The following is a 17,939-nucleotide window of genomic DNA, read 5'->3' as shown; positions in this document are numbered from 1 at the left end:
GATCCCATTTGGCGTTTGAGGTGGCCGGGTCACCCCAAAACGACCATTTGCCAATCGATGGAAAGGAACATCCATGCGCAAAACGACCCTTCTGGCAGCCGCCGCCACGCTGGTGCTCGCAACCGCCGCCAGCGCCCAGCAACAGCCTGCGCAGCAGCCCAGTCCGGCGCCGGCCGCGCCTGCTCCTGCCGCGCCCGGAGCGCAGCCACAGGCGCCCACCATCCAGGCGATCAACGTCGTCGACATCAAGGATCTGCCGGCGGACACTCAAGCCAAGGTCAACGAGGTGATCGCCAAGCGCAGCGACGCCGATCTGCAGAAACTGCGCGGCTCGATCGACGCGACACCGCAGGTCAAGTCCGCACTCGAAGCCAAGGGGCTCACCTCGGCGCAGGTGATCGCCGCCAGCATGAGCACCAATGGCGCGCTGACGCTGATCACCAAGAAAGCGAGCTGACGAGACGAGGCGGCGGGCCGGCGCCCGGTCAGCCCGCCGCATCGCAAAGGGAACCTTCACGGGGGACGTTACGTTTCGGTCCTGTCGCCCTGACAAAAGCCTCGAAAAGGACCCTGAGAACGAGCGATGGCGATCACCACCTTCTCCGACACCAGCTGGCTGCATGGCATTGCCGCGACCGCCTTTCTGGCAGCCAGCATTCCGCACGCCGCGCTGAACGCGCAGAGCCTCGACAGCGCCGAGACCGTCAACCGGATCGTCGGCTCGGAGGTCGGCCAGGAGGAGACCGAGACAAATGCGGAAGCCGGCAGGGTCAGCTCGGCGATCGACCGCACGCGTGAGAACATCGCTGCCGTGCGAAAGACATCCAAGCTCGACAAGGTCGATATCGTGTTTCTTACCGACGCCGCGCGCACCGAAGGCGGCCCGCCGCCGGCGATCGAAAGCAAGGTCAGGCAACATCGGGACGACATTGCCGAGCTGCGCAAGGAGATCGAGGCGAACGCATTGCTGTTCAACGCCATCGACTCGCGGCGAGTGCAGACCGAGGACGTTCTGGCGGTTGAATTCGACGATTCGGGAAAGGTCGTCATCTATGCGGCGGCCAAGCCGCCCGGCTGAGCCGAAACTGCTCGACGCCTTCGATCTCACAGCTTGCCCATGATCTTCTGCTGAAATCCGTAGACCTTGCGCTTGCCGCCGAGCGGCACCAGGGTAACGTCGCGCTCCTGGCCGGGCTCGAAGCGCATCGCGGTGCCGGCGGCGATGTCGAGGCGCATGCCCCGCGCCTTGTCGCGATCGAATCTCAGCCCTTCATTGGTCTCGAAGAAATGATAGTGGCTGCCGACCTGGATCGGCCGGTCGCCGCTGTTGGCCACCTTCATGATGACCGTCGGCAGTCCCTTGTTCAGTTCGATCTCGCCGCTCGCCGTGATGATTTCGCCGGGGATCATCACGGCCTCACAGGATGCCGAAGGCGAGGCCGGCGCCAATCGCGGCACAGGCGGCGCCAGCGGCGCGCGCAAGCCCACTGAAGCGCCAGCCGAGGCCGAGACCAGCCGTGATGCCGACAGCATGGAGCAACGCGGTGGCAACGACAAAGCCTGCGGTATAGCCAAGCCCAGCGGCATTTTCAGGCACCTCGGTGCCGTGGGCGTAGCCATGGACCAGCGCAAACAGGCCGATGACGGCGACGCCGGCCGAGACGGGAAGATCGACGGCGAGCGCAACCAGCAGCCCGAGTGCCACGACGGACGCCAGTATGGCCGGCTCGACGAAAGGCATCGGCACATGCAGCATGCCGAGCCCGCCGCCGGCCAGCATGACGCCGACGAAAGCCAGCGGCCATGCCCAGATCGCCTTGCCGCCCCTGAGCGCCGCCCATAGGCCGACGACAATCATCACCGTCATATGATCGAGGCCGGAGAGCGGGTGGGAGAAGCCGGCGGTGAAGGACGAAACCGTGCCGACGCCGACATGGGCATAGGCTGGCATAGCTGCCGCCAGCAGCAGGACCGCCGACAGCGTCGTGCATTTCATCGTAGCGGGGATCATCGGCGTAGCTTCCATCTTCGAGATCATCATGCCTCTCACGCCGCCTTGCGGGCCGGACCGCAGCCTTCTGCCTTGAGGACGCGCTTGGTCGAGGCCGGATATTTCGTCAGCAGCGCTGCCGGACGGATCGGGCGGGCCGAGAAGTTGCCGCCGCAATTCGGGCAGGCGCCGCCGAGCACGTTTTGTGCGCAGTCGGCGCAGAAGGTGCATTCGAAGGTGCAGATCACCGCGTCCGTCGCATCGGGCGGCAGATCCTTGTCGCAGCATTCGCAGTTCGGACGCAGCTGAAGCATTTTCCTCTCCTTGGCGGGTTATCTGATCGGCTCGTGCACGGTCACCAGCTTGGTGCCGTCTGGAAACGTCGCCTCGACCTGCACATCGTGGATCATTTCGGCAATGCCTTCCATCACCTGGGCCCGGGTGACGACATGGGCGCCGGCCTCCATCAGCTCGGCGACGGCGCGGCCGTCACGGGCACCCTCGACGACGAAATCGGTTATCAGCGCGATCGCTTCCGGATGGTTGAGCTTGACGCCGCGTTCGAGCCGCTTGCGGGCCACGATCGCCGCCATGGCGATCAGCAGCTTGTCTTTCTCCCTCGGCGTCAGATTCATGCGTCTTCCTGCAGTGGTACAATCGAAATCAGAGTGACCATAATTTGGGCAGGCCCGCCCGTCCGTTGAGCAATTCGACAAGCGGCACCAGCCGCTTGCGGAGCTGGTAGCCGTCCTCGGCGAACAGCCGAGCAAGAAGCTTGCCAGATTTCCGCACGCTCCAGAAACTGACGCCGCCCTGGCCGCCGACCATGGCTCGGGCCGGCTCGAGCAAAGCTTCTGCCCGCGTCGACACCATCAGCAGCGTCGCCACCGCGATGCCGCCGCCGGCAACCGCCGTACGATTCAAGGTACCGGCAATGTCCGGGCCGATGCGAAACTCCTCGGCGTGAATCAGCGCCCCGTCCTGGCGGACGCGCCAGCGGTCATGGAATTGGCCTTGCGAAGCCCGTTCACCCATGGCCAGGCGGCCGAAGACGGTAGCTTCCAGGATCAGCGCCTCGGCTCCGGCGGCAAGCTCCACGTCAAGCGTGCGGGCAAAGGCCGAGCGGTCGAAGACGATGGTTTCCTGCGGCAGCCAGGCAATGTGGCCGCCTTCGCCGGCGCTCAATTGCACCCGCACTTCGGCGCGGTCGGATGCGGCGCGGTAGATTTTCTCGCAGGCCTGCGTCGTTATCGTTGCGGACGCGCCGGCACCGACATCGACCTCCCAGGCGAGACGGTCGCCACCGGTCAGCCCGCCGGCGGTGTTGATCAGGACGGCTTCGAGCGGATCGGCCGAGACTGCCGGCATGCGGATCTTGGCCGAGCCGTCCTGGTACAGGCGCCGAAGACGCGTGCGGCCTCCGTTCCAGTCGCAGCCAAGCCGCGCAAGCCCGGCAACGCGCTGGGCCGGCGGCACTGAGGTCAAGCTATTTGCGATCGTATCCACGACACCAACGTTAAGCACTGCGGCGGCTTTGTCGATATATAGCTTGTTGCTTGACAGCGTTTCGGTTTCTATAGAGGGAGCCACCTTGGTACGGTCACCGGCGCCTGGCGGGGGTAAAAGGCGACGATGACGGCGTAATCGAGGACAAAAGGGGCGCTGATCAGTTGGCGTCGGGAAACGACAGAGTTGGGGAAGAAACCGAATGGCTGACCAGCTGGCAAACGATATCATCGCCAAGATCAAGGCTCATGCCGAGCCGGGCGGCGAGGAAATCACCACCAGTACCGAACTGACCGCGCTTGGCATCCATTCGCTGGAACTGACGGAGATCATCTTCGATCTCGAGGAAGAGTATGGCATCGAAATCGAGATGAACACGGTCGATGCCTGGAGCAATCTGAAGAATGTCGGCGACATGGTCGAGGCGGTTCGCGCGCTGATCGCGAAAAAAGCCTGACTGAATGCACAAGCGCATCGTCATCACGGGCATCGGCGGGTTATGCGGCCTCGGCACCAATGCACCGGCAATCTGGAATGAGATGCGCGCCGGCCGTTCAGCAATCGGCGCGATCGACAATCCGCTGCTGCATGATCTGAAGGTCAAGGTCGGCTGCGAAATCAAGGCGCTTCCCGAGCACGGCATCGACCGCAAACAGGTCGTGTCGATGGACCGCTTCAGCCTTCTGGCGACGATCGCCGCGCGGGAGGCGGCACAGCAGGCGGGATTGAACCCGCACGCGGCCAACACCTACCGGATGGGCACCATCGTCGGCGTCGGCGTCTGCGGCTGGGAGGCAATCGAAGAGAACTATCGCGCCATCCTGCTCGAAGGCAAGAACCGCGCCGGCATCTTCACCGTACCGAAAGTAATGCCGGGCGCAGCCGCCGGCCATGTCAGCATGAATCTTGGTCTGCGTGGACCGGTGTTCGGCATCACCTCTGCCTGCTCGTCATCCAACCACGCCATTGCCTCCGCGGTCGATCAGATCAGGCTCGGCCGGGCCGACGTCATGGTCGCCGGCGGCACCGATGCGCCGCTGGTCTGGGGCATCCTCAAGGGCTGGGAGGCCCTGCGGGTATTGTCGCCGGACACCTGCCGGCCGTTTTCGGCCGACCGCCAAGGGCTCGTGCTCGGCGAAGGCGCCGGCATGGTGGTGCTGGAAACGTATGAGCATGCCATGGCGCGCGGCGCCGCCATCCTTGCCGAAATCGCCGGTGTGGGCCTTTCCGCCGACGCTTCCGATATCGTCGCGCCAACTATCGAAGGGCCTGAGGCGGCGATGCGCTTCTGCCTCGTCGATGCCGGGCTCAATCCGGAGGACGTCGACTATCTCAACGCGCATGGCACCGGCACCAAGGCCAACGACCAGATCGAGACGGCGGCGATCAAACGCGTGTTCGGCGACCATGCCTACAAGCTTTCCATCTCCTCGACCAAATCGATGCATGCCCACTGCCTCGGCGCATCCGGCGCGCTGGAAATGATCGCCTGCGTGATGGCGATCCGCGAAGGCATCGTGCCGCCGACCGCCAATTACCGGGAAGCCGACGCCGACTGCGATCTCGACATCACGCCGAACGTGGCACGCGAGCGCGCGGTGCGCACCGCGATGAGCAACAGCTTCGCCTTCGGCGGCACCAATGCGGTGCTGGCGGTCAAGGCCGTGTGACCACACCCCTTGCGATCCCTTCACCGGGGCCGGTGAAACTTTCCATGCGCATATTGATCGCGCCAGGCGTCGCGCCTAACTCACTGCGACCCGCCATGACCATGCCGCTCGGCGCGGTCCCCGACCAGGAGTTTCGATGACCGATCTGTCCGCGTTTCCGATCGCCAGGCGCTGGCCGGCGAGCGACCCCGACCGCATCCAGCTTTATTCGTTTCCGACGCCGAACGGGGTGAAAATATCGATCGCGCTGGAGGAACTTGGCCTGCCCTACGAGCCGCATGCCGTAGACATCGGCAAGAACGAGAGCTGGACGCCGGAATTCCTGTCTTTGAACCCGAACGGCAAGATCCCGGCGATGATCGATCCGGACGGCCCGGGCGGCAAGCCGATCGGCCTGTTCGAATCCGGCGCCATCCTGCTTTATCTCAGCGACAAGACCGGCAAGCTGGTCCCGGCAGACGCAACGCTGCGTTACGAGACGATCCAGTGGGTGTTCTTCCAGATGGCTTCCATCGGGCCCATGTTCGGCCAAGTCGGTTTCTTCCACAAATTCGCCGGGCGCGAAATCGCCGACAAGCGCCCGCTGGAGCGTTATCGCGACGAGTCGCGACGGCTGATCGGCGTCCTCGAAACGAGGCTCAAGGGCCGCAGCTGGATTATGGGCGACGATTACACCATCGCCGACATTTCGATGCTTGGATGGGTGCGCAATCTGATCGGCTTTTACGAGGCGCGGGACCTCGTCGGTTTCGACGATTTCCCCAGCGTGGGCGCATGGCTGGAGCGTGGCCTTGCCCGGCCGGCGGTGCAGAGGGGCCTCACCATTCCGGCCAGAGCCTGATCAAAACCCTGACTGCCCCGGCTATTTTGCCTTGGTACGGGATTTCGAGCCGCTCTTGCCGACTACGGAAGCGGCAAGCGACGCCGCACCTTTGGCGGTCGCAAGCACGGCACCGGCGGCGACATTGGCCGTTGCCTTAACGGTGCGCATTGCGCTGCCTGCGATCGATCCTCTGCTGCTTGCCGATCTTTTGGCCTTGGGTGCAGCGGCTTTGGCCGCGGCAGGCATCACCTTTTTCGGCGCCGCCTTGCCAAAGCTGGGCTTTGCCGCATCCTTGGAATGGGCCGCCCCTGCCGGGCCGGCGCTGGTTTTCGCTCGAGTGATTTTTGATCGTGTTACCTTGCCCTTGGCGGGCGCAGGCTTTCTTGCCATGGTTTCCATCGAACCGTTCCCTCATGCGGCACAATTGCCGTGTCCGGGATAACGGCCTGAAAGTGTTAAGGTTCCGGCCGAACAGTCCTTACCAGATCAGGCCTGGTCCACCGACCACCAGGTCGGCGGGCCGCCGACGGGCAAGCACGCGGTCGATGTTCGGCATGTCGTTGGAAGCAATCCAGGCGCGCGCGTCCTGGTCGGACCGGCCGTGCTCGTGCCATCGCTCGAGCAGTCGGCGCTCGAGCTCGGCGCGCGGCACGTCGACGAAGATAGAGTAGTCGAACAGCGGCGCCAGCCGCGTCCATGGCTCTTCGTCGAGCAGCAGGTAATTGCCTTCGACCAGGATGAATTTGGTCTCGGCGGCGATGATCGCAGCGGCAGCGCGCGACAGCTCCATGCTGCGGTCGAACACCGGGATGGCGATATCCGGCTCGCCAGCGCGGATGCGCTTCAGCAGCGCTTCGAAGCCGGCAAAATCAAAGGTTTCCGGGGCACCTTTTCGCTGGCGAAGGCCGCGCCGCTCGAGCACGACGTCATCGTAGTGGAACCCGTCCATCGGCACGACTTCCGCCGTGCCTTCCGGCAGCAGGTCATGCAAGCCTGCCGACAATGTCGACTTGCCGGCGCCGGGCGGACCCGCAATGGCAACGATAAAGCGCGGCGCCTTGCCGGCGCGCTTGAAAATGGTAGCGGCGAGATGGGCGATTTCTGACATTGGCATCCGTTAAGATGGTTCTGGCGCATTTTGGCGGCAGTTTTCGAAAATTTCAAACGCGGCTTGTGCCAGGCCTTCAATCGGGCCTGGACTGGCCGATCCGCAGGAAATCGCTGTCGAAGCCGATGTCGCGCTCGGCACCGTCAGCCGCCAGGATGCGCATGCGGCCCGGCGAGGTCGTGACGTCGCGCGGCGGCTCGCCGGATGGCCATGGCAGTGCGCCGATGACATGGCGGAACGAAAAGCGGCGCCCTTCAGCAAGGGCAAAGGCGGTCGCCACGCCTTCATGCTTCAGCCAGTTGTCGCCGAGCGAGGCGGCATGGCCGACGGCGGTGCGGCCGTCCTCGATGCCGAGCACGCCGCGGTGGCGGCCGCTCCATGGCGCGTAATCGCGCCCGCCATTGCTGACCCACAGCATGGTGACCGGCAGTTCGGCCGGGTTCTTCAGCACCAGCACGAGATCGGCTTCCGCCTGGCGCGCCAGCGCGGTCCAGCCCGGCCCGGCATGATCGGCCTCGACCAGCGTGACGAAGTCCTCACGCAGCTGGTCCATGCGATAGGCGGTCAGGTCGATCGTGCCGCCGCCGGCGGCGGGAAAGCGCGTCAGGTCGGTGCTGCGCGCCGGGTAGGCGAGCAAAGAGCGGCCGCGGGCCGGATCGGGCTCCGGCGCTTCGTTCGGCGTCGCGGCAAGGCGCTTCGGCGAGAAGGCCAGGCTGCCGCCGGCTTTCATCACCGTCATCGGGTGATGGGCGACCGCAATGGCGCCGGCCCCGCCGGAAAAGACGTGTTCCTGATAGAGAAAGGGATGATCGTCGCGCACGATCAGGATCTTGTCGACGGTTGCGCCGATGACCCGGCGCTGCAGCCGCAAGACGGCGCGCCAGCCATCGACCGTTGCCGCGCTGTCGACGACGTCCCAGCGACTATTGGCCGGCCAGCCATGCAAAGGTGCCGCTTCGACGTCGCTGGTCGAGAACGGCGCGCACAGGAAATCGCCGGACAAGTGGACCGTCCCTTCGGGCAGGTCTTTCGGCAGCGTCTCGCGCGGCTCGCCGACCCAGGGTGCGCGATGCAGCGGCTTCAGCCGACGGCCATCGATATCGAGCGCCATGTCGGCGAGATGGCCGACGGCAAGATCGACCGATACCGAAATGCCTTTTGCCGTGATCGTGACCGTATCCATGTGCACCTACCGATTCTGCCGGCGCCAGCAAAGCCCACTCGCCGCCGGTTGCGCAAGCGCGATGGCCGGCAATTCCCATCAGCCGGCTCGGCACAGCGGCCATGTCGGCCTGTGGACAGGGCACCAATCCAGGGCCCCGACCGATATTAACCAAATGGACTGTGCCTTTGCGGTAAGATAGCTTCGCCTCGTCTCAGAAACAGCCTGCCTTCGGAACCGACTTGTCCGCCTTGCGCTTCTTTCCGCTCATTCACAATTACGTCGCGATGCTGGCGCTGCTGCTGTTTGCCGCCGGCTGCACGACGGTGACGCCGCCCGACAGCGTGCTGGCCGTGCCGGCGCCGCCGCAGAAATATGCCGCGATGGTCATCGACGCCGGCACCGGCAAGACGCTGTTCGAGGTCAATTCCACGGCGCCACGCTATCCGGCGTCACTGACCAAGATGATGACGCTCTACCTTCTTTTCGAGGCGCTGGAGTCGGGGCGGATCAGCAAGGAGACGCAAATTCCGGTGTCGGACTACGCCGCGCGGCAGCCGCCGACCAAGCTGCGGTTCAGGCGCGGCGAGACGATCGACGTCGATTCGGCGATCCGCGCCATCGTTGTCAAATCGGCCAATGACGTGGCGGTCGCCGTTGCCGAATATCTCGGCGGCAGCGAAGAGGCGTTCGCCGGCATGATGACCGCCAAGGCGCGCCAGATCGGCATGAGCAGCACCGTCTTCCGCAACGCCTCGGGCCTGCCGGATGGCGACCAGCACACGACGGCGCGTGACATGGCGGTGCTCGGCATGGCGCTGCACACCCGCTTCCCGCAGCATTTCCACTATTTCTCCGACAGCGACTTCATGTTCCGCGGCAGGCTGGTGCGCGGCCACAACGACATGCTCGGCCGGGTGCGCGGCGTCGACGGCATCAAGACCGGCTACATCAGAGCTTCGGGTTTCAACATCGTTACCTCCTATAATGCAGATGGGCACAGGCTGATCATCGTGGTGATGGGCGCCGACAGCGCGCGCCAGCGCAACGACCACGTCGAGGCGCTGATCCAGCGCAGCCTGTCGACGGCGACGGCGAATGCGACGACGCGGCTGCTGTATGCCGAGCAGCAGTGAGGGTTGACGTCCGGGTGGGCGGCGGATCGGGGGCTCATCAGGCGACAAACGCAGAACCGCCGTTTTGCGCGACACTGCTGAGATACTTTGCCGGTGGCTTGCCAAGCGCTTTCTTGAACATGGTGATGAAGGCGGTGACCGATTCATAGCCGAGATCGGCCGAAACCTGCTGCACGCTGGCGCCGGAGGCCAGCTCGCGCACCGCGACGATCAAGTGCAATTGCTGGCGCCAGCGCCCGAAGGTCAGCCCTGTCTCCTTGACCACGAGACGTGCGAGACTGCTCTCGCTGAGCGCGACGCGATTGGCCCATTCCGCCAGGGTGCTGCGGTCGGCAGCATCTTCCGCCAGCGCCGTGGCGATGCGCCTCAAGCGCGGCTCGGACGAGATCGGCAAATGTAGCTGCTGGACAGGCATGCGCGGCAGTTCGGATAGCAGTACCCTGGTCAGGAGTTCGCCCCTCGCGTCATCGTCCTCACCGCGATCCGCCAGCTCGATGATGAGCTCGCGCAGCAACGCCGAGATCGAAAGCGTGCAGCACCGGTCCGGCAGGTCGGTGGCTCCCGGCTCGATATAGACGAAAAAAATCCGGGCATTGGCGGTCGCGACGTTGCTGTGCTGCATGCCACCCGGAATCCACACCCCGCAATGAGGCGGCACCATCCACAGGCCGCTGGGAACGCGACATGTGACGCCACCTCCCAGCACGAAGACGAGTTGCGCTTTGCGGTGGCGGTGATCCGGCACCTCCGCCCTGGTCTCGGGAACGTCGACGCGCACGACAATTGCCGGGGCAAGGACATCATCGGGATCGAAATTCGGCCAGGGGTAGCGAAGCGGCTGTCTCATTTTGACTGATTTTAGCGATCAACTGGCATGATAGCCAAATTCTTCCATCAGCAAAGTCGATAGGCTCCGAGTTGCGAATGAGTCAGGAGCCTGAAAAGACGATGAGAAAGATTGTTCAGACGCCCGGCGGCCGTGCTGAAAGACCGGGCGGTGGATCGCATCGTCAGCGGCCATGGGACACGGCGACGGCTTGGCCTGTTCGGCCCGCTGCCTCGACGTGCGGCTGGGCTCCGAGACCCTCCGCCCCGCGCCTGTCCCGCCAAGCCGGGCACGTCCGAGGAGCCATGACGCCATGCTCGCTTTAGTCACCTCTCTCGACAGCGCCACAAGGTTGAAGCTCGCCGAGCTTGGCGAGCCCGAGCTCGCCCCGCATGAGGCGCTGGTCTCGGTCCGGGCAGTCTCGCTGAACCGCGGCGAACTGCGCCTGCTCAACATCCGTCCGAACGGCTGGGTGCCTGGCCAGGACGTCGCCGGAATTGTCGAGCGCGCCGCGGCCGACGGCTCCGGGCCGGCCGTCGGCGCCCGGGTTGCGGCTCTGGTCGACGAGGCCGGGTGGGCCGAACGGGTCGCCGTTCCGACCGACCACCTCGCCGTCCTGCCGGACGACGTCAGCTTCGTCTCCGCCGCCACTGTTCCGGTCGCGGGCACGACCGCGCTGCGGACCCTGCGCCTCGGCGGCGACCTGGCCGGCCAGCGGGTCCTGATTACCGGCGCAAGCGGCGCGGTCGGCCGTTTCCAGATCCAGATCGCCCGCCAGCAGGGCGCGTCGGTGGTGGCGGTCGCCGCCGACCGGCATGCCGCGGATCTCCGCGGCCTCGGAGCCGAGCGGGTCGTCGAAACGATCGAGCTGGCCGAAGGACTGTTCTCGCTGATTACCGAATCGGTGGGCGGCGATAGCCTCGCCCACGCGATCGAACGGATCGCGCCCGGCGGGACCGTCGTCATGTTCGGCTCGAGCAGCGGCGAACTCACGCCCATCGGCTTCCGCCAGTTCGTTCCGGGTCACGAAGGCGCGCGGCTGCAGACCTTCGCCTACTACACTTCTGGTCCGGACCGTGGCGCGGACATCGCCTCGCTGCTCGCGCTGATCGCAGCCGGCCGGCTCGAAACGCGCGTGGTCCTCACCGTGCCGTGGCGGGACGTCGGCCAGGCCCTCGACGCGCTGCGGCAGCGCAGCATCAGCGGCAAGGCAGTGCTTACCGTGACAGAATGAGCAGGCGGTGGCGCCGGACGGGACGGTGTCTGTCTCCCCCGGGCTGCTACGGCAACTTGAGCCCGCTGGCGATTGCCCGTTGAAGCCGGCGCCTGCTTCCGCTAAGAAGCCGTGGCTGGCCGGTTTACCGGCTGGTTCGTTTTTGGGATCACCGATCCTGAAGGCACCCGTAGCTCAGCTGGATAGAGCGCTGCCCTCCGAAGGCAGAGGTCACAGGTTCGAATCCTGTCGGGTGCGCCAATTTTTTCAAGGGGTTAGCGCCTAGTCGCAAACCCCTGAAATGTTCCGGGTAGCACCGGGGTAGCACGCTCCAGATATGGCTTTTCGGCCATGTTGCCGGAAACTGGCGGCTGTCATCACCTTCCATCTATGAAGAGTTGAGATAGAGCGCCGAGGGTAGTTCGCTTTCCTCGGAGCCGCCTTCGCGCCCCAAATAGCGCTGTAGAAGGCGGGTCCGAGGAAAGAGAACGGTTTTCCTTGGTGGGCCGGAGCAAGCCCTATCCAATTTGCCGGAGGAGAGCCTCGGCTTGTTCCAGAACAAGTTTCACGGCGTCGTCTGCTAGATCGGGAGGATAGCCATATCTCTTGAGAATGCGCTTTACGAGCACGCGCATTCGCGCGCGGGCACTCTCCCGCTTGTGCCAGTCAACCGTTGCATTCTGCCGAAGTTGCTCCAGCAGCTCATGGGCGATGACGCGTAGCGTCTCATTGCCCAAAACGTCAATTGCGCTCTCATTTTGCGCCAAGGCATCGTAGAAGGCGACTTCCTCATTCGATAGCCCTTGCTCTTCGCCGCGCTTTCTTGCCGCTCGCAGGTCTCTAGCGAGGGCAATCAACTCATTGATCATCTCGACCGCTGATATGGCGTTGGCATGATAGCGCGCGACGGCCTCCTCCAGCCTTTTCGAAAATGCGCGGCTTTCGATGACGTTCGTTTGCGAGCGGCTCTGAATTTCGCCGTTGAGGAGCTTTCGCAATGCCTCCAGTGCGAGATTCTTACGCTCCATTCCGTGAAGCTCTGTAAGGAACTCGTCGGACAAAATCGAGATGTCTGGGCTTTCCATTCCAGCCGCGCGCAACACGTCGATGATCTCGGTGGAGGCGACCGAACGGTCGATGAGCTGCTGAACTGCAAAAGCTCGATTTGCTTGGGAAATTGCACCCGTAGCAGTTGATTTGGCGATGGCTGCACGAACGGCCTGAAAGAAGCCCACCTCATCGCGAATCTTCGCGACCGCATCACTGGCAGAGGCCAAGGCATAGGCTTTCGTCAAGTTGAGGACGAGATCTTGAAACGCACGGTGAGCCCGCTTCCGGTTTTCATCACCAGAGGCCTTGCCAGCTTGGGTCTCCTGCCATTTCAGGACCCAATCGATAGCGCCAGCAAGTGCGCTCAGTCTCTCTCGCGGAGTGCCCGCGAGTCCGGCGGAATAGTCATGCGTGTGAAAAATCTCCTTCACCCGTTCAAAGGCCTCGAGCATTGCGGCAACCGCCTTGTCCTCGTCGATGCCGATCTTGCTCTGATCGGACGGGCTGTAGTCCTTCAGCGCATTCTTCAAATTTTGGAGGATTCCGATATAGTCGACAATCAGGCCACCGGGCTTGTCCCGAAACACGCGGTTCACTCGGGCAATCGCCTGCATCAGTCCGTGACCGCGCATGGGCTTGTCGACGTACATCGTATTCATGCAAGGCGCGTCAAAGCCAGTGAGCCACATATCCCTGACGATCACCAGTTTCAGCAGATCGTTGGGGTCACGCGCCCGTTTCCCCAAGAGGTCGCGCCGGCGTTTGTTGCCGATATGCTGCTGCCAACTGAGCGGATCGGAAGCAGCACCCGTCATTACAATCTTGATAGCGCCGTCGGCATCATCGTCAGAGTGCCAATCCGGACGCAATTTTATGATCTCATTGTAGAGGTCAACGCAAATACGCCTGCTCATGCAGACAGCCATTGCCTTTCCGTCGAGTGCAACCAGCCTAGCTTCCAAGTGCTGAACCAAATCCGCGGCGATGAGGGAGAGGCGTTTCTTGGCGCCAACTAGGGCCTCGACCGTTGCCCACTTCGCCTTGAACTTCTCCGCTTCCGTTAGCGTATCGTCTTCAACCAGCGCCTCGATCTCGGCGTCGATATTAGGCTTCTCGTCCTGATCAAGCTCGATACGGGCCAAGCGGCTCTCGTAGTAGATGGACACGGTCGCCCCGTCTTCGACCGCGCGAGAGATATCGTAGATGTCGATGTAATCCCCAAAGATCGCTGGGGTGTTCCGGTCTTCGCCCTCGACCGGTGTTCCCGTGAAGCCCATAAAGGAAGCGTTTGGCAGCGCCTGCCGGATGTAGTGCGCATATCCATATCGCCGAACGCCGGTCTTTGTGTCCAGCCGTGCGTCCAGTCCGTATTGGGTACGATGCGCCTCGTCGGCGATGACAATGACATTCCGGCGGTTCGTGAGTTCGGGAAAACTCTCTTCCGTCCCAACCGGAAGAAACTTCTGCACGGTTGTGAAGATCACACCGCCTGCCGAGCGCTCTAGAAGACGCTTCAGGTCTTCTCGGTTTTCAGCCTGTTCGGGTTTCTGGCGGATTAGGTCGCGGCACAAGCTGAATGTGCCGAAGAGCTGATCGTCCAGATCATTCCTGTCGGTCAAAATAACCAAGGTTGGGTTCTGAAGCTGAGGAGAGCGAACCGCCAGGCCTGCGAAGAAGGCCATGAGGAAGCTCTTGCCCGAACCCTGCGTGTGCCAAATCACCCCGATCTTGCGATCTCCATCAGGAGCAGACGCATCTATCGCTTCCTGAACTGCCTTCCGTGCGCCGTGGAACTGGTGGTAGCCAGCAATGATCTTGAAGGGACCTTCGCCTCGGTCGGCGAAGACGGTGAAATCCCTGATGAGTTGCAGGAAATGGCTGCGCTCGAACACGCCGCGCAACAGCGTATCCAATTCGGGCGTACCGGGCGGGGCATAGTCCGTTCCTTCCACGGTACGCCAAGGCATATAGCGCTCTTCCTGAGCGGTCAGCGAACCGATACGGGCCTTGATCCCGTCGGATGTGACGAGCACGGCATTGGTTCGGAAAAGTGACGGGGTGTCGCGCTTGTAGGTCTCGATCTGGTTGAATGCAGCGCTGAGCGTGGCGTTCTCATCACCGGGGTTCTTCAGTTCCAGCATCGCCAATGGAAGGCCATTGACAAAGAGCACGAGGTCAGGCCGCCGGTTCTTGCGCCCTTCAATAAGTGTGAACTGGTTGACCACCAGCCAATCATTGGCGTCTGGATTCTCGAAGTCGATCAGCCAGACTTTGTCCCCGACAATACGGTCGTTCGCGCGGTACTCCACGGTCACACCCTCGGTAATGAGCGTGTGGATTCGTCGGTTCTCCTCCACCGGATCGGGAGACTGGCTGGTCAGAACTTGCCTTAGCGCTTCGGCTCTCGCTTCCTCCGGAACGGAAGGGTTGATCTGTGCAACCCACGCTTCCAGACGCTTAAGCAGCACGGCCTCCGAATAGGATGGGCGTTGCGGGGACGCTCCGTCTGGCGCGATGACGCTGCCATGCAGATGCAGCCAACCAAGCGCCTTCAGCGCCTCGATGCTGGCATGCTCAACGATGTCCTCATAGAAGCCACTCATGCCGACGCAGCGCCTCCCTTTGGCTCAACGTCCCATACGGTCGTTGCCAATTTTGCAAGGAATGCCTGTCGTTCCTGAACGGCCTCCACGTTCCAATGGGGAAACACCTCCAGGGATTTTGCCGCCGTCGTAATCTTGTCGGCGACCCCAACCTGTCCACTCTGATTGCTTGCCTGACAACGGGTGAGCAGGTACTTCGATTGCGGATACACGCTTATCTTTGAAGAGTATCGCCCATTTTGGATGGCGCGGTTGATCGACTTCTCGATCAACAGCAGGTTTCCAAGCCGTTGGATGATAGCCTGATCGTCGCCGCCCTCGCCAAATTCGGCAATGGCTTCAGCATCGCCGTTGTCTGGCAGGATGTGCTCAATATCGTTGCCGCCTGCAACGTACTCTTGAAGGTCATCTCGACCCTGGCTGGCACCATATGCCAGGAGGTCCACGTGTTGCGTGATCTTGGCCAGTAGATAGCGAATCCGGAACTGCCGCGTATCACCCAGTTTGAGGCTCAGAAGGCGAGTACTAAAGTCCGCTGCAAGGTTGGATCGTTCCTTGTGGAAATGGGACCGGACAAATTCCTCAAACTCCTGGTCGGTCGTTCCGCGCAAAATGTGCGCTGCATCGACAATCCGGCGTTCATACTCTTTGCCGGGCGTGCCGGTGATAAGCCAGACGAACATCGTCTTCTCAATTTCGTCGCAAAGCCTGGAGAAATTGGCGGACGAGAGGTGTCGGCCGGACATCAATACGATGAAATGCTGCTTGATCGATTTTCCGCCAAGCAGGCGCGTGTTGACAATGCCCCGCTCTATGCTCCCCGCAGCGTTTCGATTGAACGCGAAGTTGCTGTACGCTCTTGCAGCCTCCAAAAGCCTCTGCGCGAACTTCAGGGGTGCACTCTTGTGGCCCGTAAGTGCTTCGTTCTTGAGGAACCAGTCGTAGATGATCTCTTCCCTTAACTTGCTGTCTACGTCGAAGCTGGCCAAGAGATAGTATCTCAGAAAGCGAAGGGGTTTCTCCCGAGCCTTGTAAATCTCGTCCGTCAGCGCCTTCCAAATGTCCTTTAACTTGGCGTACTCGGCCTCCTTTGCGTTCATGAACAGCAGGTTTTTGAGGAGGTCCATAGCGTCAAGGCCGACGCCACGGTCGTTAATGGTCTCAAATATCTTAAGCGCTTTGGCTATCGTGGGGGTCTGGATGCGGATGATCTTGACCTTGTTCGTCAGATATCCGTGGAATTTCCGAATGGCCCCCGGATCATTCTCAAGCGTTGTGATGATAAACTCGCGAACGGTCCGATAGGCATTGCCGATGTTCCGGATCGATCTCGTCCGCTCCCGGTCGGCGTTGTTACCGTCGCCCTCGGCATACTGAACAAGTATGCCGCCAGAATCGTCATACTGGAGTTCCAACCGGAATCGCGCGACGCTTTCCCCCTGCCAATCGATGGTGCTCGACGCGATCTGGCTCTTCAGCTCTTCCGGCAGGTCCTGACCAAGCTCCACCAGGGCGTCGCGAAGAGCGCATAGGGTGACGTACGTGGTAGTTGTTCTTTGCTGCCCGTCGACGAGTTCGAAAACGTCCTTGTCGTCTTTGCAGACGACTATTGTGCCAATGAAATATTCCGGAGCGAAGTCCTTCGTCGCGCCCTCATACTCGGCATAAATGTCCGAAAGAAACTGATCGACTTCCTCGCCACCTTCGCCCTTCGGGTCCGTTTCGCCCCATACGTACTCGCGCTGATAGTCGGGGACGCGGTAGAAGTCCTGAAACATGCGCTTCAGCGTCATGTCATCTGAAATGATACTTTGTTCAGTCATCCAGCCCACCCTCCGTCAGCGTAATCAAAAGGTCTTCGATGCATTGGTCATGATCTTCCGGCGGGTAGTAGATCGGATGAATTTCGGCCTCTGCGAGGAAGGCTCGCCTCGCCGCGCGTTGGTTGTTCGGTGGACAGGGCAAGAAGGCATAGTGACGAACCGCGGCGTCGCCGTTCGCCGCGCGGATGTCGCGCAGCACTGCATAGGTTCGGTCTGACTGCAGACCCGCCCCCATGAAAAGCAAGCTTCGCGTTCCGATCAGTGCGCCAAAGATGTTGGTAAGTGTTACGCCACCATTATAGGCCGCATCGTATTCCACGCGTGTAAGAACCCTGCCTTCCTGCGCATCTGCCTCCCCGTGCAATCGCAGAAGGCAGTGAGGATCATTGCCGATACGCTGCCGAGCCTCCCGCAGACGAATGCCGCAGAACTCACTTGTGAAGGGCCGTTGCGCGCCGTTGTAGACGTGGGTCAGGACGTAGTCGAAATTGGTCGTCAGAACCTCACCCTCGAACAGCCGAGGGAGCAGACAAACGGGGCCAGATGCGTTCAACCGATGGCGGCCGAGTTGATTGGCGATCTCTTCGGCGAAGACGCCAGGGCCAAGCGCGTCATGGGCAACTTGGGCGGCTTCTTCGTAGTCACCGCGTGCGAGGCTGGCCTCCACCTCGGCCCTGACTTGCGGGAAGTCCGCCAACAGCGAAAGGAGGAACGCTCCCCAAGGTCGATAGCCGCTGGCAATCGACATACCCGCACCGACGAAGGGCAGCACATGCCCATTGCGCTTTCGTGCGGTTAAGGCGCGAAACCGCTCCAGGCATTGAGTTTCTTGCAGGAACTCGGCCGCACGTTCTTTTGCGGCTTGAATCTGGTCCTGCACGTAAGCGGCAAAGGTCGCTTCATAATCACCGTGTTCGCCAGCAGCCATCGTCTTAAACACATCGGCGCTTTCCCAGGTGAAGCCAGCGACCTCGACCGGACCGGTCTCATTCAAGTATTCGTGGTAACGCTGGCGAAAATACTCCATCC

General features: G+C 62.2%; 20 protein-coding genes and 1 tRNA gene. 9 read left to right on the top strand and 12 right to left on the bottom strand.

The genetic code is table 11. The annotated features are described in order from the left end of the window. Positions 1 to 73: 73 nt before the first annotated feature. Both NKH50_RS13525 and NKH50_RS13520 read left to right on the top strand, forming a co-directional pair. Entirely contained in the window at positions 74 to 457 is a 384-nt protein-coding gene (locus NKH50_RS13525; RefSeq protein WP_023677006.1) for a hypothetical protein, read from the top strand. Positions 458 to 583: 126 nt separating this feature from the next. Next, positions 584 to 1,078 carry a hypothetical protein gene (locus NKH50_RS13520; RefSeq protein WP_352879309.1) on the top strand — a complete coding sequence of 165 codons (495 nt, stop codon included), beginning with the start codon at positions 584 to 586 and terminating at the stop codon, positions 1,076 to 1,078. Between the two features lie 26 nt (positions 1,079 to 1,104). Here the strand turns inward: NKH50_RS13520 and NKH50_RS13515 are convergent, their stop codons facing one another. From NKH50_RS13515 to NKH50_RS13495, 5 genes are read right to left on the bottom strand one after another with little or no spacing between them, the layout of a single operon-like run. Beyond that, positions 1,105 to 1,410: an urease subunit beta gene (locus NKH50_RS13515; protein WP_352879307.1), complete on the bottom strand. Its 306-nt coding sequence runs from the start codon at positions 1,408 to 1,410 to the stop codon at positions 1,105 to 1,107. A gap of 7 nt (positions 1,411 to 1,417) precedes the next feature. Beyond that, complete coding sequence (locus NKH50_RS13510) at positions 1,418 to 2,011, bottom strand: HupE/UreJ family protein (RefSeq protein ID WP_352879497.1); 594 nt, start codon at positions 2,009 to 2,011, stop codon at positions 1,418 to 1,420. Positions 2,012 to 2,046: 35 nt separating this feature from the next. Further along, positions 2,047 to 2,304 (bottom strand): DUF1272 domain-containing protein, encoded by a 258-nt coding sequence (locus tag NKH50_RS13505; RefSeq protein WP_254815822.1) that lies wholly within the window; start codon positions 2,302 to 2,304, stop codon positions 2,047 to 2,049. 18 nt (positions 2,305 to 2,322) lie between these two features. Next, positions 2,323 to 2,625, bottom strand: a complete 303-nt coding sequence (locus NKH50_RS13500) for an urease subunit gamma (RefSeq protein ID WP_023677011.1) — start codon at positions 2,623 to 2,625, stop codon at positions 2,323 to 2,325. Positions 2,626 to 2,653: 28 nt separating this feature from the next. After that, on the bottom strand, positions 2,654 to 3,496 hold the full coding sequence (locus NKH50_RS13495) for an urease accessory protein UreD (protein WP_352879305.1): 843 nt from the start codon (positions 3,494 to 3,496) through the stop codon (positions 2,654 to 2,656). Positions 3,497 to 3,698: 202 nt separating this feature from the next. Between NKH50_RS13495 and NKH50_RS13490 the strand changes: the two genes are divergently transcribed. The 3 genes from NKH50_RS13490 (at position 3,699) to NKH50_RS13480 (ending at position 6,007) form a co-directional block, all read left to right on the top strand. Beyond that, on the top strand, positions 3,699 to 3,953 hold the full coding sequence (locus tag NKH50_RS13490) for an acyl carrier protein (protein WP_023677013.1): 255 nt from the start codon (positions 3,699 to 3,701) through the stop codon (positions 3,951 to 3,953). A gap of 4 nt (positions 3,954 to 3,957) precedes the next feature. Then, positions 3,958 to 5,166, top strand: a complete 1,209-nt coding sequence (locus NKH50_RS13485) for a beta-ketoacyl-[acyl-carrier-protein] synthase family protein (protein WP_352879303.1) — start codon at positions 3,958 to 3,960, stop codon at positions 5,164 to 5,166. 136 nt (positions 5,167 to 5,302) lie between these two features. Next, positions 5,303 to 6,007 (top strand): glutathione S-transferase family protein, encoded by a 705-nt coding sequence (locus tag NKH50_RS13480; RefSeq protein WP_352879301.1) that lies wholly within the window; start codon positions 5,303 to 5,305, stop codon positions 6,005 to 6,007. Positions 6,008 to 6,028: 21 nt separating this feature from the next. Here NKH50_RS13480 and NKH50_RS13475 read toward each other — a convergent pair whose 3' ends face one another. Further along, a complete protein-coding gene (locus NKH50_RS13475) occupies positions 6,029 to 6,157 on the bottom strand; it encodes a hypothetical protein (RefSeq protein ID WP_352647868.1) in 129 nt (42 codons plus the stop codon). On the opposite strand from NKH50_RS13475, the gene NKH50_RS13470 reads away from it, so the two are divergent. Further along, a complete protein-coding gene (locus NKH50_RS13470) occupies positions 6,150 to 6,431 on the top strand; it encodes a hypothetical protein (protein ID WP_254815819.1) in 282 nt (93 codons plus the stop codon). The two genes, NKH50_RS13475 and NKH50_RS13470, sit on opposite strands and share 8 nt — an antisense overlap. 36 nt (positions 6,432 to 6,467) lie before the next feature. Here the strand turns inward: NKH50_RS13470 and NKH50_RS13465 are convergent, their stop codons facing one another. Both NKH50_RS13465 and NKH50_RS13460 read right to left on the bottom strand, forming a co-directional pair. Beyond that, on the bottom strand, positions 6,468 to 7,097 hold the full coding sequence (locus tag NKH50_RS13465) for a nucleoside triphosphate hydrolase (RefSeq protein WP_352879298.1): 630 nt from the start codon (positions 7,095 to 7,097) through the stop codon (positions 6,468 to 6,470). Between the two features lie 76 nt (positions 7,098 to 7,173). Next, the gene (locus NKH50_RS13460; RefSeq protein ID WP_352879296.1) at positions 7,174 to 8,280 is read right to left on the bottom strand and encodes a hypothetical protein; all 1,107 of its coding nucleotides are present in this window, start codon (positions 8,278 to 8,280) and stop codon (positions 7,174 to 7,176) included. 221 nt (positions 8,281 to 8,501) lie between these two features. On the opposite strand from NKH50_RS13460, the gene NKH50_RS13455 reads away from it, so the two are divergent. After that, a complete protein-coding gene (locus NKH50_RS13455) occupies positions 8,502 to 9,395 on the top strand; it encodes a D-alanyl-D-alanine carboxypeptidase family protein (protein WP_352736671.1) in 894 nt (297 codons plus the stop codon). A 37-nt stretch (positions 9,396 to 9,432) separates the two neighbouring features. Here the strand turns inward: NKH50_RS13455 and NKH50_RS13450 are convergent, their stop codons facing one another. Further along, entirely contained in the window at positions 9,433 to 10,242 is an 810-nt protein-coding gene (locus NKH50_RS13450) for an AraC family transcriptional regulator (RefSeq protein WP_352879294.1), read from the bottom strand. 292 nt (positions 10,243 to 10,534) lie between these two features. On the opposite strand from NKH50_RS13450, the gene NKH50_RS13445 reads away from it, so the two are divergent. Both NKH50_RS13445 and NKH50_RS13440 read left to right on the top strand, forming a co-directional pair. Beyond that, positions 10,535 to 11,455, top strand: coding sequence for a zinc-binding dehydrogenase (locus tag NKH50_RS13445; protein ID WP_352879292.1), 921 nt, complete (start codon positions 10,535 to 10,537; stop codon positions 11,453 to 11,455). A gap of 163 nt (positions 11,456 to 11,618) precedes the next feature. Continuing rightward, a tRNA-Arg gene (locus NKH50_RS13440) sits at positions 11,619 to 11,695 on the top strand. 257 nt (positions 11,696 to 11,952) lie between these two features. Here the strand turns inward: NKH50_RS13440 and NKH50_RS13435 are convergent. From NKH50_RS13435 to NKH50_RS13425, 3 genes are read right to left on the bottom strand one after another with little or no spacing between them, the layout of a single operon-like run. Beyond that, the gene (locus NKH50_RS13435; protein ID WP_352879290.1) at positions 11,953 to 15,087 is read right to left on the bottom strand and encodes a type I restriction endonuclease subunit R; all 3,135 of its coding nucleotides are present in this window, start codon (positions 15,085 to 15,087) and stop codon (positions 11,953 to 11,955) included. Continuing rightward, the gene (locus NKH50_RS13430) at positions 15,084 to 16,910 is read right to left on the bottom strand and encodes a DUF262 domain-containing protein (protein ID WP_352879288.1); all 1,827 of its coding nucleotides are present in this window, start codon (positions 16,908 to 16,910) and stop codon (positions 15,084 to 15,086) included. Before NKH50_RS13430 ends, NKH50_RS13435 begins: the two co-directional genes overlap by 4 nt. After that, positions 16,903 to 17,937, bottom strand: coding sequence for an SIR2 family NAD-dependent protein deacylase (locus NKH50_RS13425; RefSeq protein WP_352879286.1), 1,035 nt, complete (start codon positions 17,935 to 17,937; stop codon positions 16,903 to 16,905). Before NKH50_RS13425 ends, NKH50_RS13430 begins: the two co-directional genes overlap by 8 nt. Positions 17,938 to 17,939: the final 2 nt, after the last annotated feature.

Origin of the sequence: Mesorhizobium sp. M1027 (assembly GCF_040318745.1) — a bacterium.
Lineage (GTDB): Bacteria > Pseudomonadota > Alphaproteobacteria > Rhizobiales > Rhizobiaceae > Mesorhizobium.
The sequence above is the reverse complement of the archived record's forward strand: the minus strand, read 5'-3'. Positions and strand labels throughout refer to the sequence as shown.